23 protein-coding genes and 1 tRNA gene are annotated in these 26,360 nt (G+C 34.2%); 9 read left to right on the top strand and 15 right to left on the bottom strand.

Translation table 11 applies throughout. The features are described 5' to 3' along the window. Positions 1 to 32 precede the first annotated feature (32 nt). Entirely contained in the window at positions 33 to 959 is a 927-nt protein-coding gene (locus BLT57_RS02500) for an SPFH domain-containing protein (RefSeq protein WP_091421778.1), read from the top strand. A 55-nt stretch (positions 960 to 1,014) separates the two neighbouring features. On the opposite strand, the gene BLT57_RS02495 is transcribed toward BLT57_RS02500, so the two are convergent. From BLT57_RS02495 to BLT57_RS02485, 3 genes are all read right to left on the bottom strand, one after another. Continuing rightward, positions 1,015 to 2,172 (bottom strand): GNAT family N-acetyltransferase, encoded by a 1,158-nt coding sequence (locus BLT57_RS02495; RefSeq protein ID WP_091421773.1) that lies wholly within the window; start codon positions 2,170 to 2,172, stop codon positions 1,015 to 1,017. Positions 2,173 to 2,238: 66 nt separating this feature from the next. Then, positions 2,239 to 2,721, bottom strand: a complete 483-nt coding sequence (locus tag BLT57_RS02490; RefSeq protein WP_091421770.1) for a DUF1761 domain-containing protein — start codon at positions 2,719 to 2,721, stop codon at positions 2,239 to 2,241. Positions 2,722 to 2,812: 91 nt separating this feature from the next. Beyond that, complete coding sequence (locus tag BLT57_RS02485) at positions 2,813 to 4,819, bottom strand: glutamine--tRNA ligase/YqeY domain fusion protein (RefSeq protein ID WP_091421768.1); 2,007 nt, start codon at positions 4,817 to 4,819, stop codon at positions 2,813 to 2,815. 94 nt (positions 4,820 to 4,913) lie between these two features. Between BLT57_RS02485 and BLT57_RS02480 the strand changes: the two genes are divergently transcribed. From BLT57_RS02480 to BLT57_RS02470, 3 genes are all read left to right on the top strand, one after another. Then, entirely contained in the window at positions 4,914 to 5,123 is a 210-nt protein-coding gene (locus BLT57_RS02480) for a zinc ribbon domain-containing protein (protein WP_091421766.1), read from the top strand. Positions 5,124 to 5,126: 3 nt separating this feature from the next. Beyond that, a complete protein-coding gene (gene folB / locus BLT57_RS02475; RefSeq protein ID WP_091421763.1) occupies positions 5,127 to 5,489 on the top strand; it encodes a dihydroneopterin aldolase in 363 nt (120 codons plus the stop codon). Positions 5,490 to 5,558: 69 nt separating this feature from the next. Then, a tRNA-Cys gene (locus tag BLT57_RS02470) sits at positions 5,559 to 5,629 on the top strand. Between the two features lie 163 nt (positions 5,630 to 5,792). Here the strand turns inward: BLT57_RS02470 and BLT57_RS02465 are convergent. The 4 genes from BLT57_RS02465 to rnr all read right to left on the bottom strand — a co-directional run bounded on the left by BLT57_RS02465 (position 5,793) and on the right by rnr (position 9,969). Further along, positions 5,793 to 6,479, bottom strand: coding sequence for a LysE family translocator (locus BLT57_RS02465; protein WP_091421760.1), 687 nt, complete (start codon positions 6,477 to 6,479; stop codon positions 5,793 to 5,795). Positions 6,480 to 6,545: 66 nt separating this feature from the next. Further along, positions 6,546 to 7,220 (bottom strand): head GIN domain-containing protein, encoded by a 675-nt coding sequence (locus tag BLT57_RS02460; protein WP_091421758.1) that lies wholly within the window; start codon positions 7,218 to 7,220, stop codon positions 6,546 to 6,548. A gap of 92 nt (positions 7,221 to 7,312) precedes the next feature. Further along, positions 7,313 to 7,609: a YbjQ family protein gene (locus BLT57_RS02455; RefSeq protein WP_091421756.1), complete on the bottom strand. Its 297-nt coding sequence runs from the start codon at positions 7,607 to 7,609 to the stop codon at positions 7,313 to 7,315. A 170-nt stretch (positions 7,610 to 7,779) separates the two neighbouring features. Further along, positions 7,780 to 9,969 carry a ribonuclease R gene (gene rnr, locus BLT57_RS02450; protein ID WP_091421754.1) on the bottom strand — a complete coding sequence of 730 codons (2,190 nt, stop codon included), beginning with the start codon at positions 9,967 to 9,969 and terminating at the stop codon, positions 7,780 to 7,782. 764 nt (positions 9,970 to 10,733) lie between these two features. Between rnr and rpiB the strand changes: the two genes are divergently transcribed. Genes rpiB through BLT57_RS02435 form a run of 3 tightly spaced genes read left to right on the top strand, consistent with a single transcriptional unit; the run spans position 10,734 to position 12,536 of the window. Beyond that, positions 10,734 to 11,168, top strand: coding sequence for a ribose 5-phosphate isomerase B (gene rpiB / locus BLT57_RS02445; protein ID WP_091421752.1), 435 nt, complete (start codon positions 10,734 to 10,736; stop codon positions 11,166 to 11,168). Continuing rightward, positions 11,169 to 12,086, top strand: a complete 918-nt coding sequence (locus tag BLT57_RS02440) for a cation diffusion facilitator family transporter (protein WP_091421749.1) — start codon at positions 11,169 to 11,171, stop codon at positions 12,084 to 12,086. It begins immediately after the preceding gene. A 6-nt stretch (positions 12,087 to 12,092) separates the two neighbouring features. Then, positions 12,093 to 12,536, top strand: a complete 444-nt coding sequence (locus tag BLT57_RS02435; RefSeq protein WP_091421744.1) for a GNAT family N-acetyltransferase — start codon at positions 12,093 to 12,095, stop codon at positions 12,534 to 12,536. On the opposite strand, the gene BLT57_RS02430 is transcribed toward BLT57_RS02435, so the two are convergent. The 3 genes from BLT57_RS02430 to rnpA all read right to left on the bottom strand — a co-directional run bounded on the left by BLT57_RS02430 (position 12,533) and on the right by rnpA (position 15,459). Beyond that, complete coding sequence (locus BLT57_RS02430; protein ID WP_091421741.1) at positions 12,533 to 13,369, bottom strand: OmpA family protein; 837 nt, start codon at positions 13,367 to 13,369, stop codon at positions 12,533 to 12,535. The genes BLT57_RS02435 and BLT57_RS02430 overlap by 4 nt on opposite strands. A 66-nt stretch (positions 13,370 to 13,435) precedes the next feature. Further along, positions 13,436 to 15,070, bottom strand: a complete 1,635-nt coding sequence (locus BLT57_RS02425; RefSeq protein ID WP_091426627.1) for a S41 family peptidase — start codon at positions 15,068 to 15,070, stop codon at positions 13,436 to 13,438. Between the two features lie 8 nt (positions 15,071 to 15,078). Further along, the gene (gene rnpA, locus BLT57_RS02420) at positions 15,079 to 15,459 is read right to left on the bottom strand and encodes a ribonuclease P protein component (RefSeq protein WP_091421740.1); all 381 of its coding nucleotides are present in this window, start codon (positions 15,457 to 15,459) and stop codon (positions 15,079 to 15,081) included. A gap of 275 nt (positions 15,460 to 15,734) precedes the next feature. Between rnpA and BLT57_RS02415 the strand changes: the two genes are divergently transcribed. After that, positions 15,735 to 17,585, top strand: a complete 1,851-nt coding sequence (locus tag BLT57_RS02415; protein WP_091421736.1) for a CBS domain-containing protein — start codon at positions 15,735 to 15,737, stop codon at positions 17,583 to 17,585. A gap of 5 nt (positions 17,586 to 17,590) precedes the next feature. Continuing rightward, entirely contained in the window at positions 17,591 to 18,781 is a 1,191-nt protein-coding gene (locus BLT57_RS02410; RefSeq protein ID WP_091421731.1) for a succinylglutamate desuccinylase/aspartoacylase family protein, read from the top strand. Between the two features lie 52 nt (positions 18,782 to 18,833). Here BLT57_RS02410 and BLT57_RS02405 read toward each other — a convergent pair whose 3' ends face one another. The 5 genes from BLT57_RS02405 to BLT57_RS02385 all read right to left on the bottom strand — a co-directional run bounded on the left by BLT57_RS02405 (position 18,834) and on the right by BLT57_RS02385 (position 26,350). Beyond that, on the bottom strand, positions 18,834 to 20,711 hold the full coding sequence (locus tag BLT57_RS02405; RefSeq protein WP_091426625.1) for a M1 family metallopeptidase: 1,878 nt from the start codon (positions 20,709 to 20,711) through the stop codon (positions 18,834 to 18,836). 21 nt (positions 20,712 to 20,732) lie between these two features. Then, positions 20,733 to 22,352 carry a S8 family peptidase gene (locus tag BLT57_RS02400; protein ID WP_091421727.1) on the bottom strand — a complete coding sequence of 540 codons (1,620 nt, stop codon included), beginning with the start codon at positions 22,350 to 22,352 and terminating at the stop codon, positions 20,733 to 20,735. A 4-nt stretch (positions 22,353 to 22,356) separates the two neighbouring features. After that, entirely contained in the window at positions 22,357 to 23,217 is an 861-nt protein-coding gene (locus tag BLT57_RS02395) for an MBL fold metallo-hydrolase (RefSeq protein ID WP_091421725.1), read from the bottom strand. Positions 23,218 to 23,303: 86 nt separating this feature from the next. Further along, positions 23,304 to 25,505, bottom strand: a complete 2,202-nt coding sequence (locus tag BLT57_RS02390; protein WP_091421724.1) for a SulP family inorganic anion transporter — start codon at positions 25,503 to 25,505, stop codon at positions 23,304 to 23,306. Then, the gene (locus tag BLT57_RS02385; RefSeq protein WP_091421721.1) at positions 25,502 to 26,350 is read right to left on the bottom strand and encodes a universal stress protein; all 849 of its coding nucleotides are present in this window, start codon (positions 26,348 to 26,350) and stop codon (positions 25,502 to 25,504) included. The genes BLT57_RS02390 and BLT57_RS02385 overlap by 4 nt, the downstream gene beginning before the upstream one ends. Positions 26,351 to 26,360: the final 10 nt, after the last annotated feature.

Here is a 26,360-nt window from a genome sequence, read left to right as displayed (position 1 = left end):
ATTATTTTATCTAACACTTTAAAAAACTTGTCATGGGTCAATTTATTTATATTCCAATTATTTTTTTCGGCTTAATCATATTGATTTCGTCATTCTTCACTGTTAAACAAAAAACAGCTGCTATTGTTGAGCGTTTTGGCAGATTTCACAGCATTAGACAATCTGGATTAAAAATAAAAATCCCGTTGGTTGATAAAATAGCAGGAAGATTAAGTTTGAAAATTCAACAATTGGATGTTATTATAGAAACCAAAACCTTAGATGATGTTTTTGTGCGTTTGAAAGTCTCTGTACAATATCGTGTTATTAGAGAAAAAGTATATGACGCGTTTTATCAATTAGACTACCCTCATGATCAAATTACATCTTACGTATTTGATGTGGTTCGTGCTGAAGTTCCAAAAATGAAACTAGATGATGTCTTTGTTAAAAAAGATGATATTGCTTTAGCTGTAAAAGCCGAGTTAAACGACGCTATGCTAGAATATGGTTTTGATATTATCAAAACCTTAGTCACAGACATCGATCCAGATGCTCAAGTAAAAGCTGCAATGAATAGAATTAATGCTGCCGATAGAGAAAAAACTGCAGCACAATTTGAAGGAGACGCTGCTCGTATTTTAATCGTAGAAAAGGCAAAAGCAGAAGCTGAAAGCAAACGCTTACAAGGACAGGGTATTGCAGATCAACGTCGGGAAATTGCTCGTGGTTTAGAAGAATCTGTGGAAGTTTTGAATAAAGTTGGTATCAATTCTCAGGAAGCCTCTGCGCTTATCGTAGTCACCCAACATTATGATACGCTACAGTCTATAGGACAGGAAACAAATAGCAATCTTATTCTATTACCAAACTCACCGCAAGCGGGTAGTAATATGCTTAATGATATGGTCGCTAGTTTTACGGCTAGTAATCAAATAGGAGAAGCCATGAAAAACGCAAAATCTAAAGGTGAGAAATAACTACTGTTATTCCACATAAAAACATCTAGCTCTAAGGTTTGTCTTTAGGGCTTTTTTATTGAAACGGGTGGCGTTCTTCCCATTCCCTTACTGGGTTGGCATACTTTACAACGAGCCGAAGGATTGTATTAATTATAACGCTATTCGTATGTTTTAAATAGATATACATTTGATGAGGTTTCGCTCCAATAGAACTCTTAATTTCCATAGCGGTTCTAGCAAAAACCACCTGTTTGTAATTGTGATCAATGCCATAAGATGCCATATCAAATAGCATATTTAGATACATCTGATGTTGGTGCTGAAGCTCTGGGTTATACCCCAAAAAATACGTTTCTAGCTGGTTGTAATTGTTAATAAATGTATAAAACCCTATCAGCTCATTATTTAAAAAATAGCCATAGACTTTAAAGTCTTCCTTGAGCTGAAATTTTAAGTTATAAAAGTGTTGTTTATTTAATTTAAACGAATTAACACCTGCCTTATTAGAAACATATAGATACAGTTGAAATAATTCATCCGACAGCAATTCTATTGTCTCTAGCTGCAATTCTTTACACTCAATGTCTACGCTTTTTTTCCGTGCTGTTTTATAGCGCCTTCGGTACTTTTTATTGAAGGCTTTGATATAATCCTCAGAAGTCGTCCATGCTTCGGAAACTCTGAAAATCATATTAGGTTGTACCTGCGCTTTATACAGGTTCTCCTTTTGGAAAAAATTGTCACAAGTATGAATAGGGTCATCTAAAAAATAATCTTTAAACCCAATAATTCGGATTGTTTTTCCATAGTTTAGTTTAATCTGTCTTGCTAACTGGTTCACACCATCGGAAAGTGTATTTAAAAACACCTCTTGTGATATGTCTTCAGAATTATAATACAATCCGTGTTGTCCCGTATGCATCAGGTTTCCTACGATTAAAGCATTCCCTTTTACAATCTTGGAAATTAATCGCTTTCCTATTCGTTTAAAAAACTTATTAGAAGTCCGTCTAAATACATCCTCTAAATACATTTCTACGCGCTGAACTATAGCAATCCCAACTAAAGATTCCGAAGAAAATACAGCTAGATAATACGTTGAAATATTGCTTGGACTTGACAATTCAAGAGCTTTTAGAAATGGTGTTTTTAAAAACACATCATCTACAGAGAGTTCGTCCCACGTTTGAGGTAAATCTGTAACCGAATTGTATAGTTTAAAGTGTATCACTTCTATATTAAGAAAGGCTGAAAATTACAATTCTCAGCCTTTAACTATGTTAAAACTTTATAAAACTTATTGCCACCCGCATACGATAGCGCCCATAATGGTTAGGGCCACCGTCCAATACAAGCCATTTATGATGATATATTTCCAGCTTTTACGCTCAAACATTCCATTAATCGCAATGACCGGAATAAACATAAATACACCAGCAATAGCGCCATGAAGCGCGCCGTGTTTGAAGGTTCGAAAAGCATCACCGTAGTCTGCCATAAAAGCATCATAAGACGGTTTTGCCAGTTCAGGATCACCTCCCATTAAACTATAAGCACCCATTTGGTGATTGGTTAACGCTTGAATAAAAAAGGCTAATAAAAACGACAGAATTAATGAAACAATAAAAATGACTGGCATATTGCCTTTTTTTATTTTTTCCTCTGTCATTTCTGCCTCACGCATCCAGGCTATTCCAAACACTTTTGGGTTGTACCATACAAAACCTAAAATAATAGGTACAATTGCGGCCACTAGAATGGCTAAAAAATTAAAGTCCATAATGTATTTTGATTAATTGTTAGTTAGTTAAATGTACAAAAAAACCTCAATTTGGTTGTCTTTGAGGTTTTTTGAGAGATTTCAATAAACTTTAAATCGCTTTTGCTTCGGCTACTAATATGGGATTATTATCTTCTAACGCTTTAGTAATAAAAGCCTCTATTTCTTCGTTACGTTTTTGTCCGTTTTTCAGCAATACGCTCAGAGTAATCATGGTTGCGATACGCGTTCCAACTTTTTTTGCAGCTGTGTTAAACAAGGGTTGTAGCTCATCATAACTCACAGCTTCAGCAAGTTTTAAAATCTCAGCCTTAGACTTTTCTTGCTTTGCTTCTGATAAATTCGTATACTTTTTACCAAGCTGCTTAATCACTTCTATTGCCGGGCGTTGCTGTTGTTGTTGTTGAGGCTTATTGTTTTGTTTTTGCTGAGGTTTAGGTTTTTGTTTTTCCCAAGAATCTCTCAAACCAACCGTTTTATTAAACACCAAGTGTTCAGGTGTCGTGTCGTTATCAACATTAAAGTATCCAATACGTTGAAATTGAAAACGATCACCTATTTTAGCGTCTAACAAGCTAGGTTCAACAAAAGCTTCAATAACCTTTAATGAATTTGGGTTAATAAAAGACATAAAGTCTTTATCCTGATGGCTATCTGGTGCTTCATCCATAAATAACCTATCATACTCTCTAACCTCAGCTTTTATAGCATGTTTGATAGATACCCAATGTAAAGTTCCTTTGACTCTCTTCTCTGTATCTGTAGAATAGGTACAAAGAATTTCAGTGATGTGACCATGAGCATCTTTAACCACGCTTTCGCCTTTGATAATATATGCGTTTTTAAGTCGCACTTCGCTTCCTAATTTTAATCTAAAAAATTTATGACTTGCTTCTTCTTTAAAATCAGCACGTTCAATATATAGTTCTCTAGAAAAAGGCACTTTTCGTGATCCTGCAGTTTCATCTTCAGGATTATTTTCGGCCTCTAACCACTCTTCTTTGCCTTCTGGATAATTTGTAATTACGAGTTTTACAGGGTCTAAAACAGCCATCACCCTTGGCGCTGTCTGATTGAGATCTTCTCTAATACAAAACTCTAAAAGTGACACATCAATTACATTCTCTCGTTTCGCTACACCTACTTTTTCAATAAACTTACGAATGGAATTAGGTGTATAACCACGCCTACGTAATCCGGAAATGGTTGGCATTCGAGGATCATCCCAACCTGAAACTATGCCATCTTCTACTAGCCTGAGTAATTTTCGCTTACTCATTATGGTATAACTTAAGTTTAAGCGGGCAAATTCTCGCTGTTTTGGAAGCATTGGTAGCGTTTGTGAAGCATAACCATGCACGTGTTCCTTAAACCAGTCGTAAAGCTCTCTATGAGGCTTAAATTCAAGTGAGCACAAGGAGTGTGAAATTTGTTCAATATAATCACTTTCACCATGTGTCCAATCATACATTGGATAAATACACCACTCATCTCCTGTTCTATGATGGTGTTTTTTTAAAACACGATACATGATGGGATCACGCATCAACATATTTGGATGTCGCATGTCTATTTTAGCACGAAGAACATGTTCTCCTTCTTCAAACTCGCCATTTTTCATGCGTTCAAACAGATCGAGATTTTCTTCTACACTTCTATTGCGATATGGACCATCAACACCGGGTTGTGTTGGTGTTCCTTTTTGCGACGCCATGGCTTCACTAGACTGTGAATCAACATATGCTTTTCCGTCTTTTATTAATTGAACAGCCCAATCATATAATGTGTGAAAATAATCTGAAGAATATAACTCATTAGCCCATTTGTATCCTAACCAAGCAATATCACGCTTTATTGCGTCCACATATTCCTGTTCTTCTTTTGCTGGGTTGGTGTCGTCAAAACGCAGGTTTACTGGCGCATTATATTTTTCGCCTAAACCAAAACTAATACCTATCGCTTTGGTATGCCCAATGTGTAAGTACCCATTTGGCTCTGGTGGAAACCGAAAACGTAGTTTATCTTTGGATAAACCGTTGTTTAAATCTTCTTCTATAATGTGCTCAATAAAATTGAGTGATTTTGATTCTTCTGACATGTCCACAAAATTATTGCACAAAATTAAGTAATTATACGTATTGTAGGTTATAAATCTGTTCTAGTTTGTGTAATTTTATGGAAAATTATAACCCATGGAACACGCAAATTACAAATGCCCAAAATGTAGTAACAGAACTTATAAAACAGGACAAATGAGAGCCACAGGTGGTACTTTGTCTAAAATATTCGATGTACAAAACCAAAAATTCACTTCTGTAACTTGTGAACGCTGTACTTACACTGAGTTCTTTAAAACTAAAACAAGTGCGATTAGTAATGTTTTTGATTTTTTCACTAATTAAGAGATGGGGATTATAAAAGTTGAAAATATCAGAGTTTTTGCATATCATGGTTGTTTAAAAGAAGAAACAAAAATAGGCAGCGACTATCGTGTAGACTTAAAGGTAAAGGCTAATTTACTAGCTTCTGCTAAAACGGATGAATTAAGTGATACAGTAGACTACGTGCTTTTAAATAACATTGTCAAAGAAGAAATGCAACAGGCTTCAAAACTACTAGAAACAGTTGCTCAACGCATACTTAAGCGCATATTTAAAGAGGACCATTTGGTTAAAAAAGCAACTGTGAGTGTGAGTAAATTGAATCCGCCAATGGGAGGTGATGTAGAAAGCGTAACGATAAAAATGACCGAAAGACGAAAAAACTAGGGGTTTATGGTGTAAAATGGTAATTTTTTATACATTTGCCATCCTTGTTTGTAACGAACAAATGAATAAGGCATCTTGGCCGAGTGGCTAGGCAGAGGTCTGCAAAACCTTGTACAGCGGTTCGAATCCGCTAGATGCCTCAGAAAACCTTCAACTTGTGTTGAGGGTTTTTTAATTGCTTAATTTTTATAAAAAATTAGTATTAAAGCTAAGCAAAACCTTGTACAGTGGTTCGAATCCGCTAGATGCCTCAGAAAACATTCAACTTGTGTTGAGGGTTTCTATAGGCGCTATCGTCATTAATTAATGACCAATTGGATTCACTTTTTCTATTTGCTCTTTACTTTTTTCATAAAGTTCTGGAAATAACCCTTGAGTAAGTAATAGTATCCCAAAACCTAAAATAACTATTGCTATTACTTTTTTAGTTTTAAAAATAAGACGCGGTGTCAACTTGTTTTTTAGGCGTTTAGCTAAAGCAATTTTTAAAAGATCGGTTAAAAAGTAGACTGTTAACATGGTAATAATAAAGACTAAAACACCATTTTTAGATTCAGTGATTGAACTTCCAATCATAATAAATCCTAGCCATCCTAATAATACGCCTATATTAATAAAATTGAGCAAAAACCCTTTTATAAAAAGTTTACCATAGTCATTTTTAGGAATTTCTACACGATGATATTCCTTAACAATAGACCGGAATGATCGTGAGGTTTTAACGAAGGAAATAAACCCATAAGCTGCTAATAACACGCCTCCAAAAATTAAGAAATTAGGATCGTCTTTGATTTTGTTTATCAAATTATTAGCACTATAAAATGCCACAAAAATAAAGACGACATCAGCAATAATCACACCAAGATCAAATATCAAGGCGCTTCTAAATCCTTTGGTTGCACTAGTTTCCAGTAATACAAAAAACACCGGACCAATAGTGAATGCCAATATGATGCCGAACGGAATAGCTGCTAAAATATCATCAAACATAGAGGAAATTGCTTTCCTACAAATCTAATAAAAAAAGACTGGTACTCAAGTAGTTTAATTAATGGATTAATCCATTCGCTTAATTCGTCCACCAAGCGTTCTTTTTTCATTTACTTTTTCTGGATTTCCGTAAATAAAAATATCCCCACCGGCTATGACCTTAGCATTAACTGTTTTAGACGCATTAATATCGGCTTCTCCAGCGGCTTTGATATTAACAGTAGTGTTTTGTGTTTCGAATGATTTACCTTCATAAACACCGCCGGTATTAAGTGTAATATCTTGTGAAATTGCTTTTCCTTTAGTTTCTACAACACCTCCAGATACTGCCTTTATGGTCACTTGATTTACATCTAATCCAATTTTTAATCGAGCTCCTTCTTGAGCTTTTAATTCAATTGAATTTTGCTCAATAAGTTCATTAGCACTAATAAAAGCACCTTCATTACCATCAATAATGTCTAAGGTATTATAATATACCGCCACAAATGTGCGGTCACCATTAAATGTCTTATTGAATTTCATACGGATTTTAAGTTTTCCGTCTTTATTAATTACCTCAACATCTTCAATGTCATCTCCTGTAATTTCTACTTTTGCTTCATTAGCTTTTATTAAATTCACTTCAATAAGATCATAGACCTTTACCTCATTGAAATCACCTACGGCTTTTCCTAGAGGGTTTTGTGCTGTTGCTATTGATGCGATAATGACGAATGCAAGTGTAAAAAATGGTTTCATATTAAATATCTTTATATTAGAGTTACGTGTATTTGTGTTATAAAGATGTTATAGCAATATAATTGTTACAGTTTTGAATATGATTTCTGAATTTAAGCGACAGAAACTGCTGTTCCTGTAATAGAAATCATAGCATAATTACTCGCTAATAATTCAATTTCCACTTTAATACCAACAACGGCATTAGCGCCAATTTTTTTTGCGTTTTCTGTAAGTATTTGAAATGCTGTTTCTTTTGTGGCATCGATACTACCCTGAAGTGCTTTGTAATACTTTGCCATACTAAATCCCATTGATAATTTTTGTTCATTAATAGCTACACCTGTAACGATGCCTTTATATTCTATAATTTTAAATCCTTCAATGGAGTTTGTTGTAGTGAGAACCATAGTGATGAGTTTTTTGGTTAGTATGTTTTTTTCTGAAATGTTACAGGTCCTAAATTATGGTGCTGTCTGCGTTAAGGATGGAAGTGACATCCTTTTGGTTTGCCAAAGGATATAACGTACAGCCTGACTCTACATCGTTAAAACGATGCAGAGAAACGCCCTAACTTTTATTATTCATGTTTACCAATCAAGGTAAAATCTAGGTGTTTTTTAACTAAATCGGTATTTTTTACTTTGACAACAACTTCATCACCGAGCTGATACATTATTTTAGAATTCTTTCCTATCAAAGCGTAATGATCTTCATCAAAAGCATAATGATCATCTTTCATATCACGAACGCTGACCATGCCTTCACATTTATTGGAGATAATTTCAATATAAATTCCCCAGTCGGTCACGCCAGAAATCACACCTACAAAGTTTTCGTTTTTATGATCTTCCATAAAACGAATTTGCATATATTTAATAGAATCTCTTTCGGCTTTTGTTGCTAAATACTCCATATTACTAGAGTGGTTACATTTGTCTTCGTAAATATCTTCACTTACCGATGCTCCACCATCCAAATAATGTTGTAATAAACGGTGTGCTATCACATCAGGATACCTTCGAATAGGTGAGGTGAAGTGGCTGTAGTAATCGAAAGCTAAGCCATAATGCCCAATATTATGAGTGGTATATTCAGCTTTACTCATGGTGCGAATGGTTAAGGTATCTACAAGGTTTTGTTCCTTTTTACCATGCACATCTTTTAATAAATTATTTAATGAAGATGCCACACTTTTACGATCTTTAAAATCAAGTTTATAACCAAAGCGTCCCACTACATTTTGTAATGCTGCTAATTTACTATCGTTTGGTTCATCGTGAACACGATAGATGAATGTTTTCTTTTGTTTCCCAATAAATTCTGACACCTTTCTATTAGCTAATAACATAAACTCTTCTATGAGTTTATTAGCATCTTTACTAGTTTTAAAGAACACACCTACTGGATTTGCCGCTTCATCTAAATCGAATTTTACTTCCACTTTATCAAATGAAATAGCCCCAGTGCTCATACGTTTACGACGCATAATTTTTGCAAGCTCGTCCATTTTTAACACTGCATCGGCTATTGCTTTATCTGTTTGATATGGTTTTCCTGTTAATGAAACCTCTTGAGGAATACTATTGGACTTGGATTCAATAATAGCTTGTGCCTCTTCGTAAGCAAATCGCGCATCAGAATACGTCACTGTTCTGCCAAACCATTGGTCTTTAATTTCGGCTTTATCATTCATTTTAAACACTGCAGAAAAGGTATATTTCTCTTCATGTGGTCGTAATGAACAGGCGCCATTTGATAAAATTTCAGGAAGCATTGGTACCACACGATCGACTAAATACACCGATGTTGCACGCTCATATGCTTCATCATCTAAAATAGTGCCTTCTTGTAAATAATGTGAGACATCTGCAATATGAATTCCAATTTCGTATAAACCATCATCTAAAACTTTAAATGATAAAGCATCATCAAAATCTTTAGCATCTTTTGGATCTATAGTAAAGGTTAAATCGTTACGCATGTCCCGACGTTTATCAATTTCCTTTTTAGTAATTGAGGTATCTATTTTATTTGCAAATTCTTCTACCTCATGAGGAAATTCTAGCGGTAGGCCATATTCAGCTAGTATAGAGTGAATTTCGGTATTGTGTTCTCCTGGTTTCCCAAGTACTTTGAGAACACGACCATGAGGTGAATCGGCATTTTCTGGCCAATCTTCAAGAGATACTAATACTTTATCACCGTCTTCTGCTTTGTTTATCTTATTGATAGGTACAAAAATATCTTTGTACATTTTAGTACCATCAACCACTACAAAAGCAAAATTCTTTTTATCGTGAATTTGAATTACACCAACATATTCGCTTTTTGCACGTTTGATAATATTGGTCACTTCACCTTCTAATTTACCACGATTTCTGCGTTTATAAGCGTAAAACTCTACCTCATCACCGTGAAGTGCTTTATTCATATTATTAGATGATATGTAAACATCATCTTCAAAATCGTCACTAATGATGTATCCTGAACCTCTTGAGGCCATATCAACACGACCTGTATAATATTGCGTAGTAACGATGGCTTTAAATTTACCACGATCTACTTCTTCAATCTCTTGTTTTGCTTTGAGTTGCTGAAGTTTTTTTATAATTTGATTTCTACTACTAGCATCATTAACACCAAGTTTAGCAGCAATTTGTTTATAGTTAAAAGTTTGGTTTCTATCTTTTTTTAAAATACTTAGAATTGTATTTGTAAGGTTGGAAATCTTATTATTTGAAGGTTTCCTTTTTTTTCGTTTTGTCATTATTAATTGTAATCATTATATGTATTTGTCATTCAGAACGTGATTTCGAATCTAAAAAGAATTATGGATTCCGCATCGTTGTGCGAAATGACAACTTTAATTTAAAACTTAATTTAAGTGAAGAAGAGCTTATTAAGTTTCTGCAAATCTACGGTTTAATTATTTAATGATGTTTAGAGACTATTAAATTATTAAAAAACGATGTTATCAACACATATATACATATCATCAGTTTTCTTTTAAAATTTAAAAAAATAAATGGTGATTATTATAGTCTGTTAATAGTAGCTATAACTTTTTTAGCTTTTGTTTTGATAAGTGACTTATACAATTCGATGAATAACTAGTTAACATTAGATTTACATCTAAATATCTCATTTTAAAGAACATTTCTAAAGCTATTAACAGTTGTTTATAATCGATGTTGACAACTAAAACTTAATAAGTATTTTAAAATTTAGTGTTGGTATCTTAGTATTTGGATGCTGATAACTTGACTACAAAAAACGATTAACTTTTTAGGTTATCTACTCTAAGTTTTTGATTGTAAAATTTACTGGATAATCCTAAGAAAACTTTTAAGTACTTAGAAGAAGATATGAACAAGTAATGAATACAAATTATAGAGGTAGTTAACAATCCTTATTGATCGATAATTACAGGTTATTATCAAACTTAATTATTATGAATAACTAAGTGTTTTATCTTTCGGTTTATTTATAAGCAATTATTAACTTTAAGGTTTTAAACCATACTATAAAATTATGACGATTTCGATAGGTAACGATCACGCAGGAACCGAGTATAAACAAGCTATTTTAGCTCATTTAGAGGCTAAAGGTTTTACTGTTAATAACTATGGTACAGATTCAAATGATAGTGTAGACTATCCTGATTTTGTACATCCAGTAGCAGAAGATGTTGCGAATAACAAAGTTGATTTTGGTATTTTAATCTGTGGAAGCGCTAATGGTGTTGCTATGACCGCAAATAAACATCAAAACGTACGCGCTGGTATTTGTTGGACTAAAGAGATTACCGAATTAACTCGTCAACATAATAATGCAAACATTTGTTGTATTCCTGCTCGATATACAGCCTTACAACAAGCAATTCAAATTGTAGATACATTTTTAGCTACCGAGTTTGAAGGCGGACGTCATCAAAATCGCGTGGATAAAATTCCGATCTCATGTTAAATGGGTCACACGCATTCACATAATCATTCATCTCAACACAATGATCTAAGAGGACGAAATCTTATTATTTCTATCTTTCTAAACATTATAATTACAGTAGCACAAGTTATTGGAGGATTACGCTCTGGAAGTTTAGCACTATTAAGTGACGCCTTACATAATTTTAGTGATGTAGTTTCGCTTGTTATTAGCTATGGGGCTAATAAATTATCTAAACGACAAGCTTCTCTTCAAAAAACATTTGGTTATAAGCGAGCTGAAATTTTAGCCGCTTTTATTAATGCGTCTACCCTTATTATTGTCGCAATATTATTGATTATTGAGGCGATTGAGCGGTTTCAGAATCCGCAAGAAATTGCATCTAATTTAGTTATTTTATTATCGGCAGTTGCAATTTTAGGAAATGGCTTAAGCGTACTCATATTAAAAAAAGATGCTGAAGCTAACATGAACATGAAAAGTGCTTACCTTCATCTTTTAACTGATATGATGGCTAGTGTGGCGGTATTAATTGGTGGTCTATTAATGAAGTATTACGAGGTGTTTTGGGTGGACAGCTTGTTAACATTAATTATTGCTTTGTATTTAATTTATATGGGTTACGACTTATTAAAAGATGCTGTCAAAGTGTTGATGCTATTTACCCCTGAGACCATCCAAGTAAAAGACATTGTAAAAGATATTCAACAATTAGAGGCTATTAAGAACGTACATCACGTTCATATTTGGCAGTTAAATGAAGAAGAAATTCATTTAGAAGCACATATTGATTTCAATACTGATATTACCTTATCACAATTTGATGTTATTTTACATCAGGTAGAAGATTTGGTATTTAAAAATTTCGGAATCAATCATGTGAATATCCAACCAGAATTCGGAAAATGTGATGATAAACAGGTAATTGTTCAGGATTAAAAAGGCATGTTAGAAATTAAAGTAAAAACGTTTCAAGAGCTCAGTACACAAGACTTATATGATATACTTCAATTAAGAAGCGAGGTCTTTGTTGTTGAGCAAGATTGTGTGTATCAAGATATCGATGACAAAGATCAAAAAGCACTGCATGTTATAGGTTTTAAAAACAATAAAGTAGTTGCTTATACGAGAGTGTTTAAGCCTGGCGATTACTTTGAATTAGCAAGTATTGGTAGAGTAGTGGTTGCCGCTAAAGAACGCGAGCATAAATACGGCTACGACATCATGAATGCCTCTATAGATGCTATAAAAGAAAAGTACAATGAAACCGAGGTTAAAATTTCGGCACAAACCTATTTAAAACGTTTTTATAATAATCTTGAGTTTTATGAAGTAGGAGAGGAGTACCTTGAAGATGGTATTCCGCATATTGCTATGATTAAGGCTTAGTTAGTATCACCCACATAAGTAACCAAAATTTCTACACGTCGATCAAATTTTGGTTCGCTGCCTAATGGAAACTTTCTACGCATACCCACATATTTCATACGTCTGGTACTCACGCCTTTTTTAGCTAAATAATCATAAATAAACTTGGCTCTAGCGACGGAGAGGTTTCTTTTTTTCGTTTTACGGTCAATGGCATCTCTGCTATTTTGTGTACAACAAACATGTCCTTGTATGGTAAAATAAATATCTTTTCGTTCTAATAGTGCTTGAGCGATATTTTCAAGCACTGGTTTTGATTCGGGTAATAATTTACTATATCCTGTTTTAAAAAGAATGTTATCTAGTGTGAATTTATCACCTTCTTTTAGTTCACCCTTTATAATATCTTCAACCTTAGGTTTCTTTTCAACCACCTCTTGAACTCTAGGAGGATTATATGGCTGCACTATAATTTCAACTTTTCTGTTGAGACCTCTAATTTTATGAATATCCTCTTCTTTAATTAGCTTTAAAAGAATTTCACCTTTTCCATCAACATTAGTGATGATAGATTCATCAAACTCATTATTAGAAAAAATTGTTTTTATAGAATTCGCCCTGTTTTGAGACAGCACTAAGTTGTATGAGTTACTTCCTCTATCATCAGTAAATCCGTAAATAGATACTTTTTCAATATCCAAAGTTTCTATCTCAGATAAAAAAAGGAGCAATCGATAATGTTCTGTGGGCGGAATTTCAAATTTATCGGTCTCAAAATAGACGACATGTTTCATCTCCTTTTGAGCAAACAAAAGTTGTGAAAATAGTAGTAAGATCAATAATACCTTTTTCATTTTTAGACCGAAAGCACGTATTAAATATAGATTTTTTTATTGTTTTCTTCAAATTTTGATTGTCTATTAGTTCAAATAGCCTAAATAATTAGAGGGGTTTTTCAATATTTCAACACCTTTTTGGATCTCAAAATTATTAGCAATATAATATGTATATAATCCCTCACGATAGAAATAACGCTTCACAATTTCGTCAGACAATAAAGATAGTAACTGCGTCTTATTATCATCAATCGCCTTGCTTTTGTATTGGTTTAAAGATGAGATTAAACCGGCATAATCTGTATTGATTACTCCATTTAATTTTTCTTCTTTCGCAACGCTCAAGGCATTAGCAAATGCTTTTTCAGTTTCAGTTTCAAAACTAAAATTATTAACATTTAAGAAGTTTTTAAAGTCATTATAGTCAGAGTCATTTAAGCTAAAAGTTTTCAAATCAGTTAACTGATTGGAATAATAATATTGCGTTGCGTATTTAAAGATGAGGTTTTCATTAATAATAGCTTTTGTGATCGGACTAAGTTTTGTTGCATCCAACTCTAAATCGGGTTGTACGCCCCCACCATCGTATACAGTTCTACCTTTTTTGGTTTTAAAAGCATTATAATTTTCTTGTTTTACGCGTGTTGCTTTACCGTTTTCATCGCGATTCCAATAATCTAATGATTGAATGCAGCGACCAGAAGGTGTATAGTATCTTGAAATCGTAATTTTCATTTGAGTTCCATAGGTTAATTTTTTCGGGCGCTGCACTAATCCTTTACCAAAGCTACGCGCACCAATAACCACGGCACGATCGAGATCTTGTAATGCACCGGAAACAATTTCACTAGCAGAAGCACTACTACCATCTATTAAAACGACTACAGGAATTTCTGTATCAATTGGGTTCTTTTGCGTGTAATAGGTTTTGTTATATTTTTTGACTTTCGATTTAGTGGTCACTACCAATTGATTTTTAGGAACAAAAATATTAGTAACATTCACAGCCTCTCTTAGCAATCCTCCAGGGTTTCCCCTAAGATCTAAAATCAATTTTTCAGCGCCCTGATTTTTTAATGCTCTGATTGCGCTAATAGTTTCTGAAGATGCTTTTTCATTAAACTTTCTAAGAACTACATATCCAATATTATCGTTGACCATAGAATAATGAGGTACCGCATGAATATCAACAGCTTCGCGCTGAATGGTAGCGGTTTGGGTTTTTCCTTGCCTGATATAGGTTACAGTAACACCTGTTCCAGCCGCACCTTGTAATAGATTTCCAGCGTCATCTTTAAAATCGGCCACAACAACATTATCAACTTTAATTATTTCGTCACCAGCTTTCAATCCGGCCTTATCGGCTGCATAATCTTTGTAAGGCTCAATGATAACCAACTTATCTTTAAGCGTAAGTACATTTGCGCCTATACCTGTATAGTCACCAGCATTATTAATTCTTGATGCCTCTACATCTTGTTCATTATAATAATTGGTATAAGGATCTAAGTCGTTGAGCATACTTTTAATAGCTGTATCCATCAGATCTCCAGGATTGGTCTCATCAACATAGTTCATGTTGAGCTCTTTAAAAAGAGTGGTAAAGATTTCGATTTGTTTAGCAATTTCAAAAAAATCACTTTTAAAAGCGGTTCCACTAAAAAAAAGCAATAGTGCTAGTAGCGGAATTATAAGTCGTTTTTGCAAAAGTTTACGCATGGTATTCATCATTTAGTCTCTGACACTTTTTTTGAAAAAGCATCTAATAGGTCTTTCATTTTGGTATTAATGGATTCAAAATCTGTTCCATCTTTTCCAATGTACAAAATCATTAACGCATAACTAGATAAAATGTTGTTAAAATAAACGGCCTTATTAAGGCGATAGGCTTCTCTGAGTAAGCGTTTGATATGATTTCGATCTACTGCATTTTTAAAGTTTCGCTTGCTTACAGAAACCCCCGTTTTGAACCGGGTATCGTCCTCAAAATTGCTTTTCAGATAAACGATTCTTAAAGGGTATGCGCCAATAGATTTTCCTTCGGAAAATAGCTTTTCTATGAGCTTTTGACTCTTAAGTTTTTCTTTTTTAGGATAAGAAAATGACATCAAATTCTAGGTTTTTGTATTCACAGAAGCTTTTCTTGCTGCTGGTTATAAAATTAGGTAAAAAACAACGATTGTCCCTATAAATATTTAGCAGCCTCTGATAAAAATTCACTTTATAAGAAACACCTTTCTTAGCACGTCTTTTGATAATTAAATTTATAAATATGCCATTAAAGATCTCATGTATTCTTTACAGGACTGAATAAGCATGACTTAAGTCATATTTTAACCGCAAAGTTTGAAGTAACTTTAATAACTTTTAAAACTGTACTGTCATGGGAAATCTACATGTTACTAAGCTTTCAAAAAAGAAAGATAAAGCTAATTATATTCATCATTTAACTAAAGATATTGAGGCTTTAGATTATATGATTGATAATGATATGATCGAAAAAGCACCTATACGTATTGGTGCCGAACAAGAGTTTTGTCTCGTAAATCATGAGTTTTTGCCCAGTGGTAATGCACTAGATATTTTAAAAGATATCGATGATCACCACTTTACCACTGAAATTGGAAATTATAATCTTGAGATTAATCTAGATCCTTTTGAACTTAAAGACGATTGCTTTTCTCAACTTCACAAACAACTTAAAACCTTATTGAATAAGGCAAAAATTGTTGCTGAAAAGCATAATACAAAAATTGCGCTTACTGGGATTTTGCCAACACTATCTCTTAAGCACATTACCATAGATAATATGACGCCAATCAAGCGTTATTATGTGCTTAACGAAGCTATTAAAGAATCTAGAAAACAAGATTTCGATATACATATTAAAGGTGTTGATGAGCTAAATCTATTGCATGATACGGTAATGTTAGAAGGCTGTAATACTAGCTTTCAGTCGCATTTACAAATTAATCCAGACGATTTTATAAAGAGTTATAATTGGGCTCAGGCTATTTCTGGTCCTGTTTTAAGTGCTTGTACAAACTCACCTTTTCTTTTCGGAAAAGAACTCTGGAGTGAAACACGAATCGCTTTATTTACACAAAGCGTAGATACCAGAGCCAATTCATTCTTATTGAATGAAAAACAATCAAGAGTGAGTTTTGGAAATAGTTGGGAAACAGGAAGTATAACCGATATTTTTAAAGATAATATTTCGAGATTCAGAAGTTTAGTGACTGCCGAATTTGATCAAGACAGCCTAGATATGCTTCATAACGGAGAGATTCCAAAACTTAATGCTTTGAGCCTTCACAATGGAACCGTTTATAGATGGAACCGTATTTGTTATGGTGTTGGTGGTGGAAAACCTCATCTAAGAATTGAAAACAGATACATCCCATCTGGACCAACGATGAAAGATGAAATTGCTAATATGATGTTTTGGGTTGGTCTTATGGTTGGAAGACCTAAAGGCGAAGATAATATCCATGAAAATATGGACTTTAAAGATGTAAAGTCTAACTTTTTTGCAGCAGCTAGGTACGGTATGGCTGCACAGTTTAACTGGAAAGGGAAAACCGTCTCTAGTCAGAATTTGATATTGGATGAACTAATACCTATGGCCTATAGAGGACTCTATAAAATGGGAATTTCACCGAAAGACGCAGAGAATTATTTAACAGTAATTGAGAATAGAGCAAAAATTCACAACGGGTCACAATGGCTTGTAAAAAGTTACAGAAACCTATTGAAATCTAAAAAACCAAATGAAGCATTACAGGTATTAACGGCCAATATGTATTTAAAACAAGAACATGATTATCCTGTATCCTCTTGGAGAGTTTTGGATCAAAATGATCATACTACTTTTAATATTGACAAAAAAGTACTTCATGTCATGAGTACAGATCTGTTTTCTGTTGATAAAAAAGACAGCTTAGAACTTGTGATACATATTATGAAATGGAAAAACATTCACCATATGCCTGTGATTAATGGAAAGAAAGATTTGGTAGGATTATTAAGTTGGAAAGACATAGAAAACAATATAAAAGACATTGAAGACAGCACGCAATGTGTTCAAAACTTCATGAAAGAAGACCTTATTACTATTACCAAAGATAAAAGTATTCGTGAGGCTCAAATGATTATGATAAAAAACAGGATTAATTGCCTCCCTGTTGTAAAAGGAAGTAAATTAGTTGGCATATTAACATCTAATGATTTTTAGAACAGATGACGAAAGTCTATAGTCCAGCAATGAATAAGACGATTTCAGTTGATAGAATAATAGCCCAGATAGAGGGAAAAAAGAATGGTCCAACCATCGTTTTTTTTGCTGGGATCCACGGTAATGAAACAGCTGGAGTTTTTGCTCTAGAGGCTGTTCTTAAAAACTTTAATTCTGAGAACACCAATGGAAATATTTATGCTATTTCAGGAAACCTTGAAGCCTTAAAAATAAACCAAAGATTTTTAGATAAAGACCTTAATCGTATCTGGACAAAAGAACAATTACAAGATCTGCAATATAAAAACGAATTTAACTCAGAAGAACAAGAGCAAAAGGAACTATATGGGTTACTTGAAACGATTATCAAAACAAATTCTGGGCCATTTTATTTTATTGATTTTCATACAACATCAAGTAAAACATTACCTTTTATTACCATAAACGACGCCTTGATTAATAGGAAGTTTTCAAAATTATTCCCTGTTCCAATTGTGTTAGGTATTGAAGAATTTTTGAATGGCCCATTGTTGAGCTACATCAACGAATTAGGGTATGTGTCTTTGGGGTTTGAGTCTGGACAACACGACGAACAGGAAGCGGTTGAAAACTGCATATCGTTTATATATTTAGTCTTAGTATATGCTAAACTTATTGAGAAAGAAAAACTTCCAGCGTTTGATCAATATTATTCTGAACTTCAGACTAATGCAAAGCACCTATCTGATATTTTTGAAGTGGTGTATTTGCATCGCATAAGAAGAAATGAGGTTTTTAAGATGATGAATGGTTTTCAAAGTTTTGAACGTGTTCAGAAAGGCACATCTATCGCATTTAGTAATAATGAAGTTATAAAATCTACTTATAATGCGAGATTGTTCATGCCACTGTATCAAACCAAAGGCGAAGAAGGCTTTTTTATTATAAGACCAATTAAACCGTTCTTTTTAAAATTATCGGCAGCCCTTAGACATTTAAGGTTTGATGGTTTGTTGGTATTATTTCCTGGTATATCATGGGAAAACAAGAATAAAGAGGCTCTAAAAGTTAATTTAAGAGTGACTAAATTCTTTGCAAAATCTATTTTTCATTTATTAGGGTATAGAAACAAAAAAGTGGATACAACACATTTATTATTGTATAACAGGGAGCGAGCCTCTAAGGTGAAATCTTATAAAAAAGAGGGTTGGTATTAAAAAAAGCCTCATCAATTAAAAAGAGGCTTTTATGATATTACCATTGAATCTATTAATTTGTTCCACCGCCAGCAAATAATACGTTATTATCACGTTTTATATCGGCCATAAATCCGTTTGGGTCGATTTCTACAGATTTTACTGTTTTTGATGTCCCAAAGGTATATGTAGGGTATGCCCACGCCCAATCGTCTTTTAGTGTTGCAGAAGTTGATTTTTCGCCACGCATTTGACGTAATGGGATGTAAAAATCTTCCGTAGAACCATCGTTGTAAGTTACTGTTAAGTCAATAGGCATCGGCATGATACCAATGCGTTCTAGCGTCACCATTTTTCCATCTAAACTTTTAACAGAATAATCAATAGTGTTAGTGGTTTGTGCAAAATCCATTAAATACCAATCTAATTCTAATCCGGATACTTTTTCCGCAGTGCGAATGACATCCATTGGTTTAGGATGTTTAAATGAAAAGTCATTAAAGTATTTTTTAATAGTATTTTCTAGGTGTTCTTCGCCAATAATATATCCTAATTGCGCCAAAAAGACCTCTCCTTTACTATAAGCCGCTCTTGAATAGGCACGATTAATTTTATATCGATCAGCATGGGTTGTTAGTGCTTGTTCGTTTCCTGAATTGGCTAAATTGATATAAGCAAGATAGGCTCCGCTATATGGATTCACTCTTGTAGATCTTGTAAGATAATGTAATGCTTTGTCTTCAATATAACTTGTAAATCCTTCATCCATCCACTCATGTTTAAATTCATTGCTCGCTAATAAAAATTGAAACCAACTGTGAGCCATTTCATGTGCTGTTACTCCTACTAACCCGTTAAAACTTCCTTCACCCAAAATGAGGGTACACATGCCGTACTCCATACCACCATCACCACCTTGGATTATTGAGTATTGTTGGTAAGGATACTGTCCTACATTTTCACTGTAATAGGTCATTAAACGAGCAGCAATAGGTTGCAGGTTTTTCCAATTCTCAAGTTTTTCTTGAGGCATGGTGTTTTTATAAAAGAAATGTAGCATTGGTCCATCAGGAACTTGAAAAGTATCGTGAATATACTCTGGATCTGCAGCCCAAGTGAAATCATGAACATTAGGTGCAATAAAATGCCAAGTTAATTTTGACCCTTTTGGGTTTACAGATTCAGCGGTATAACCATGACCAATGTCATCTGCATTCTGCAAATAACCAGTTCCTCCAATCGTATAGTTTTTGTCAATAGTAATTTTGACATCATAATTTCCCCAAACGCCATGAAATTCTCTTGCGATGTATGCATTGGCGTGCCAACCCTCGTCGTCGTATTCAGCTAGTTTGGGATACCACTGTGCCATTGATAATGCAACGCCTTCTTTATTGTTTCGTCCTGATCGACGTATTTGCAAAGGTACCTGTCCGTCAAACTCCATATCAAAATCAACGGTAGCGCCAGGCTGAATAGGCGTATCAAGCTTAACTTCTAAAACGGTACCAGCATAGCTAAAATCTAGTATTCGTCCGTTTTGTTTTAATGATTTAACTTTTATATACCCGATTTCATTAGTTTTTAGTTTAGCAATGCGACTTTCATAAATGGGCTTTTCTTTGGTGCCAAGATTTGTAACCATTCTTCGGTCAGGATCGGCAACATTTTGCAGTCTTGCATCCATTTCGCTTCCGGGCTCGAAAGCATTAAAGAATAAGTGATAAAAGACCTTATCTAAAACGTCTGGAGAATTATTAGTGTATTTGATATGTTGTGTTCCTTCGTATTGATAGGTGTTTACATCCATATCTATCTCCATTGTGTAATTGGCTTGTTGTTGCCAATAGTAATCCGTTTTGTAGGTGATGTCTTGGTTTTGTGCGTAGGTAGGTAATGATAAAAACACCACACACAATAATAGAATTATTGGGCTAATTTTAATTTTCATAAGTATTTTTTTTCGTTGCAATTATTTTGAATTGGTGATTTGAGACGCCAAAATTAGGGCATTATATGCATTTACTATTCTTCCAGATTTAGATATTTCAGAAAGCGTTTTTACCTCCTTATTTTTTCCTATAGTTACTTTAGCTTTAATAGGAAGCCCTGAATCCATCAAGATTTTCTTTGTCTGAGCAGCCGTTAAATTTGGGTATTGCGAGCGGATTAAGGCAGCAACTCCAGCAACATTTGGAGCAGCCATCGAGGTTCCGCTATTTAAATCGTATTTATTTTCTGGCATGGTAGAATACACATCGCTGCCAGGAGCAAAAACATCCACATTTACTTGGCCATAATTAGAAAAACTAGAAACCATATTAGAACCGTAATCATAGGTTAAAGAACCTACTGTAATGAAATTATCGGCAATTTCAGGTCCAGTTCCTATGGCGTCATTTGGGAAATTTTTAGTGATATCTATATTTTTACTATCATTGCCAGCGGCATGTACAAAAAGCACATCTTTATCGGCAGCGTACTTAATAGCATCATATACCCATTCGCTATTTGGCGAGTAAGATTTACCAAAGCTAGCGTTGATGACTTTAGCGCCATTATCGGCAGCATATCTTATAGCTAGAGCGACATCTTTGTCGTATTCATCTCCATTAGGTGTTGACCGAATGGCCATAACTTTTACGTTATTTGCAACACCATTCATACCAATGTCATTATTCCGTTCTGCAGCAATAATGCCGGTCACATGTGTGCCGTGATCTTCAGTTTGTTTTGACGGTCTCGGGTTGTTATTCCCATATCCCGGTTTGTCATTTAGGTCGTCTGGATTATCACCTGTTTTTCGTCCTTTTAGGTTTTTATTGAGGTTGAAATTAAGGCGTTCGTTAATTTCAACAAGCCCATTCCGTATTTCTTCTAAAAATGAAGGGACGCTTTCCACCTCTAGACTGTATACATATTTTATAATAGCTACAGACTGGGCCAAAGCTTCATCCTGTGTTTGAATGGTCTTAACATCCTTTAAGGTATAGGCTTTGTTGTTAAGATGCTTAGACACCATGTTATCCGCTGTGGTTACTTGCTGTAAAATTTGATCATACTGTGTTTTGTATCCTGTGAATTTTTGGTATTCTGTATTATATTCAGCTTCAGCTTCTGCATAACGAGGATTACTCTTATCGCCAGAGGCCAGTAATCTTACAAATTCTAATTGTTCATTATAGCCGTCACCAACAAAATTCCACCCATGGATGTCATCAACATAACCGTTATTATCATCGTCTTTACCATTATTTGGTATTTCATCTTCATTAGTCCATATAACACCATCAAGATCTTCATGATCAATATCTATTCCACTATCTATGACAGCAACAATAACTGTTTTTCCTTTTTTTCCTTTAATAATTTTGTTGTAGGCCTTGTCAACACTCATTCCAGGAATAGTGTCTTTTAACAAGTCTAGGTGTGACCATCCGTTGATTTCAGTTTCGGTTAGTTTAGACTCTTTTATAGGAGCGGTGTCTATGTTTTCTATTGGTGTTGAAAGTACACCCGAAGCGCTGCCGCAACTTAAAAGAATTGTCGAGAGTAAAAGAGCATATATAACAGGTTTAAAAAGGTATTTCATAGCATTAATTAAATATATCGTTTGTTGTAAAAGTTTCTTTGAGTCGCACACCCTTTTCGGTGTGTTGTACGGTTATAATTTCATTGTGTGCATCGTGTTCTAAAAACAAATAATAGTTATGATCTGCAGCAAGATTAAGAAAGCGTTCTTTTTCATCTAAAGTAAGCAATGGTCGCGTATCATAACCCATAACGAAAGGTAAGGGCAAATGACCTGCTGTTGGGAGCAAATCGGCCATAAAACAAATCGTTTTATTTTTATATGGAATCATTGGGATCATTTGTTTATCTGTATGACCATTGGCAAAAAAGATATCAAAACCTAATACCGAGTTTTTTAGAATATCAGATTCAGGAAGCGATGTAAATTTTAAATGACCACTTTCTTCCATGGGAAAAATATTCTCCTTTAAAAATGACGCTTTTTCACGTCGATTAGGCTGTGTTGCCCATTCCCAATGGTCTTTATTACTCCAAAAATTCGCATTCTTAAATGCTGGTTCGTAACCTGTTTTATCTTTATTCCATTGAATACTGCCACCACAATGATCAAAATGTAAATGGGTCATAAATACGTCCGTGATGTCATCACGATGAAAGCCATGGGCTTTGAGCGAGCTGTCAATGGAGTCATTTCCCCATAGATCATAGTAACTGTAGAATTTATCACTTTGTTTATTACCCATGCCAGTGTCGATTAATAGGAGTCGATTACCATCTTCAATTAACAAACAACGTGCCGCAATATCAATCATATTATTAGCATCAGCCGGATTGGTTCTTGTCCATAAAGACTTCGGAACTACTCCAAACATAGCACCACCATCGAGTTTAAAATTTCCAGCATTTATAGGATATAAATTCATGTTTGCAAAATAATAAATAGGATTGTCAACTCGATAGCTTTTAGCAGTTTATTAAGAAATGAGCTATCGTGTTTCTTAACAATAATCTAAGTATTTGAAATAACAGACTTTAATCGTTTGCCAAAATCTAATAGCGCCTTTATCTCTTTTGTGCTTGCCAGGCGTTGTCTACTAAAAATCAATAAGCTGTTTCCGTTAGACTCAATGTGATAGTATGGATTGCTTTCAAAAAAATGAATGAGTTCATCATTAAAAAAGGTTTTTATATCATCAATGTTTTCTCCTACCAAATGAAAACGTTTTGAAAAATCTTGGTGTTTGTCGAAATTAATATCTGAGAAGCCAGCTATTGCATATACCTTATCTATTAAACTCTCTCTATCTAATGAAAACACAGGAATAAAGGCATTTAATTTGATGTGAAGCATTGAGGCTCTGATGACCTCTTTGGCAATAAATTCACCTTCAGAAAATTCTATATCGAACAGATTGAAGTGATTAGTATCATCGGTGAGTTCATTATAAATATGATTAATCTGTTTAGTTTTAAAGTACAGAAATTCATTCAAGAATAATGTTTCTTTGTTTTTTTCAGCATTGTAAACAAGTTCGTAATCGTTAGCGATTGTCTCTAGATTTTCTTGTCTTTTTGTAAGATTGTATCCAAAAAGTTTAGGAACTGGTACTATTTTTCTTAATGCAAAAGGATGTTTTGAATCGGCGTCATGCATGTCTAATCCTATAATATCAAAATGACCTCCTTTTTTTGTAAATGTATTTTGATAATTGTTAAGGTTTTCCATAACGGTATGGTCAACAAATTCGCATAAAGAAAAATCGACAATCACATCATTTTCCTCTGGAATAGCGTCTAATTTTTGTTTCAATCTATAAAAGTTAGCAAAGGTGCAAAAGTGTTTCACACTGACATAGTAATTAGATTTATTGTCATCTTCTCTAAACATCAACACATTAGGCTTTATCCAATGCCTCAAAAACAATGCGATGTTTTTATTGATGATAAAGTGGATGATTATCGTTACAAGCACACCTGCTGAAATCCCAATAATTAATCCAAATTTTAATGTCGTTAAAAGCGTGATAAAAAAGATAATAAGTTGCTCTTTTCCGACGGAAAAAATCTTTTTAATTAAATCTGGTGATGCCAATTTGTAGCCTGTGTAGACCAAGATTGCCATTAGTGCAGGTAACGGAATTCGTGTTAACTGTGTGCTAAACAATACAATAAACACCACTAAAAAGAAGGCGTGAAAAAAGTTTGAAGATCTATTAGTTCCGCCATTATTAACATTTACAGAGCTTCTTGCAATTACTGTCACTACATTTAACCCACCAAGAAACCCGCTTCCAACAGTTCCTAGACCTAGAGCTTTTAAATCTCTATTCACGTTTGAGCGACGTTTTTCAGGATCTAACTTATCAACAGCTTTTATACTCAATAGTGACTCTATACTTGAAATTAAGGTTAGAGATATCACACTTCCCCAAAATGGTAAACTACCAACATTTGAAAATGACACTTCAGGCAGTTTTGTGGTAATTTCAGAAAATGAAGGTATTGCAGGAATCATATAGTCTTTTGCGATAGGATTATCTTGGTGTAATATCAATTCAAAGTAATAACTAAACCCAATTGATAGCAGTACGATCCACATTGGAGCAGGAATGAGTTGTAGGTATTTATGTCTTATTTTTGAATAGAACACCATAATGAGCAAGCTTAAAACACCTGCCGCAGCAGCATAAATTAATCCGGTATTTTCATAATGCAATGCATCATTGACCGTATAGGGGATTTCAATAAGATAGTCAATGGTGTTTTCGCGTGAAATTCTATGACCAAACATAATATGAAACTGCTTTCCTAATATGATTAAACCAATCGCTGCTAGCATACCCTGTATAGCAGAGGACGGAAAAAAATCGGCTAGATTTCCCATTCGCAAAAACCCTAAAACCATGAGCAAAATTCCTGAGCAAATAATAGCAGCATAAGCGCTTTCTATACCTAATGTGGTTATAGCTACTAATGTCACACCAACTAAACCGTTTCCTGGTCCAGTAATGGTTACATGACTTCCGCCTAAGATGGAGACAATAACACCACCAACAATTGCTGTGATTACACCTGCTATTGCTGGCGCATCACTAGCCATGGCTAGTCCTAAACCCAAAGGCAGTGCGATGAGACTAACCACAAATCCTGAAAATATATTTTTAGGGAGTTGTTTAAAAAAGAACGATATGTTTTTTTTTGGGGGTGTCATCGTATAATCAATACATCAGTTGGTAATTCAGATAGAATGTATTCAATATCATGAGGGAAAAGACGATCCCAAAAACTCGTTTTTAAAGGCGCATTCATCACCAATAAATCAGCCCGAACAAATTGTGCATAATGCCCAATACTATAACCTCTTTTTCCAAAAATAGATTGGGTTTTTGTTTGTACACTGCTTTTTTGCGATACAGGAATTTCACTAACAATACGCTTCACACGAGAATCTTCACGCATTTTAATACGTTCTTTAATGATTGCTGATTTACGTAGTGATTTGTCATCATTAACACTTACTGCTACCTCTTGTTTTGTAATCTCTTCAACTATGGTTATTTTTTTTGACTGTAGCTTATGAGACACATAAAAAGCTGTAGAAATCGTTTGCTTGGTTTTAGGGTCATTTAGACCATTGACAACAATGTGTTTACAGATTATTCGTTCTACAGAGGGTTTTATGAGTAGTAAAATTGAGCAATTAGCCTTCCTAGTTATTTTCCTAGCAATTGTTCCCAAATAGTATTGTACAAAGTTTTCTTTCTGTAATGCGCCCAAAACTAAAAGATCTACTTTTTTTGCTTCTGAAATCGATGAGATCACATCAACAGGGCCTCCTGTTTGAAAGACCATCTCAATTTTGAGACCTTGTGCAATGAAAGGCTGAAGAATATTAAGAATTTGTTGTTCTTTTTCCGAAGATTTTTCTCCAACATGAATTAGCACTAATTTACTCTCAAAAAAGAGTGATAATCGTGCTGCTTCATAAATATTAGCCTTCAGGTTTGGAGAGAATGCAACCCCAATACCTATGGTTTTAAAAATTTTATTGGTCAAGTGCTATTAA

This window comes from Formosa sp. Hel1_31_208, assembly GCF_900104785.1.
Lineage (GTDB): Bacteria > Bacteroidota > Bacteroidia > Flavobacteriales > Flavobacteriaceae > Psychroserpens.
This window is presented reverse-complemented; position numbering and strand designations above follow the sequence as displayed.

Coding starts and splice junctions, on each gene's coding strand:
- BLT57_RS02500 (WP_091421778.1), top strand. CDS start 33: ATGGGTCAATTTATTTATATTCCAATTATTTTTTTCGGCTTAATCATA.
- BLT57_RS02490 (WP_091421770.1), bottom strand. CDS start 2,721: ATGGACTTTAATTTTTTAGCCATTCTAGTGGCCGCAATTGTACCTATT.
- BLT57_RS02485 (WP_091421768.1), bottom strand. CDS start 4,819: ATGTCAGAAGAATCAAAATCACTCAATTTTATTGAGCACATTATAGAA.
- BLT57_RS02480 (WP_091421766.1), top strand. CDS start 4,914: ATGGAACACGCAAATTACAAATGCCCAAAATGTAGTAACAGAACTTAT.
- folB (WP_091421763.1), top strand. CDS start 5,127: ATGGGGATTATAAAAGTTGAAAATATCAGAGTTTTTGCATATCATGGT.
- BLT57_RS02465 (WP_091421760.1), bottom strand. CDS start 6,479: ATGTTTGATGATATTTTAGCAGCTATTCCGTTCGGCATCATATTGGCA.
- BLT57_RS02460 (WP_091421758.1), bottom strand. CDS start 7,220: ATGAAACCATTTTTTACACTTGCATTCGTCATTATCGCATCAATAGCA.
- BLT57_RS02455 (WP_091421756.1), bottom strand. CDS start 7,609: ATGGTTCTCACTACAACAAACTCCATTGAAGGATTTAAAATTATAGAA.
- rnr (WP_091421754.1), bottom strand. CDS start 9,969: ATGACAAAACGAAAAAAAAGGAAACCTTCAAATAATAAGATTTCCAAC.
- rpiB (WP_091421752.1), top strand. CDS start 10,734: ATGACGATTTCGATAGGTAACGATCACGCAGGAACCGAGTATAAACAA.
- BLT57_RS02440 (WP_091421749.1), top strand. CDS start 11,169: ATGGGTCACACGCATTCACATAATCATTCATCTCAACACAATGATCTA.
- BLT57_RS02435 (WP_091421744.1), top strand. CDS start 12,093: ATGTTAGAAATTAAAGTAAAAACGTTTCAAGAGCTCAGTACACAAGAC.
- BLT57_RS02430 (WP_091421741.1), bottom strand. CDS start 13,369: ATGAAAAAGGTATTATTGATCTTACTACTATTTTCACAACTTTTGTTT.
- BLT57_RS02425 (WP_091426627.1), bottom strand. CDS start 15,070: ATGCGTAAACTTTTGCAAAAACGACTTATAATTCCGCTACTAGCACTA.
- rnpA (WP_091421740.1), bottom strand. CDS start 15,459: ATGTCATTTTCTTATCCTAAAAAAGAAAAACTTAAGAGTCAAAAGCTC.
- BLT57_RS02415 (WP_091421736.1), top strand. CDS start 15,735: ATGGGAAATCTACATGTTACTAAGCTTTCAAAAAAGAAAGATAAAGCT.
- BLT57_RS02410 (WP_091421731.1), top strand. CDS start 17,591: ATGACGAAAGTCTATAGTCCAGCAATGAATAAGACGATTTCAGTTGAT.
- BLT57_RS02405 (WP_091426625.1), bottom strand. CDS start 20,711: ATGAAAATTAAAATTAGCCCAATAATTCTATTATTGTGTGTGGTGTTT.
- BLT57_RS02400 (WP_091421727.1), bottom strand. CDS start 22,352: ATGAAATACCTTTTTAAACCTGTTATATATGCTCTTTTACTCTCGACA.
- BLT57_RS02395 (WP_091421725.1), bottom strand. CDS start 23,217: ATGAATTTATATCCTATAAATGCTGGAAATTTTAAACTCGATGGTGGT.
- BLT57_RS02390 (WP_091421724.1), bottom strand. CDS start 25,505: ATGACACCCCCAAAAAAAAACATATCGTTCTTTTTTAAACAACTCCCT.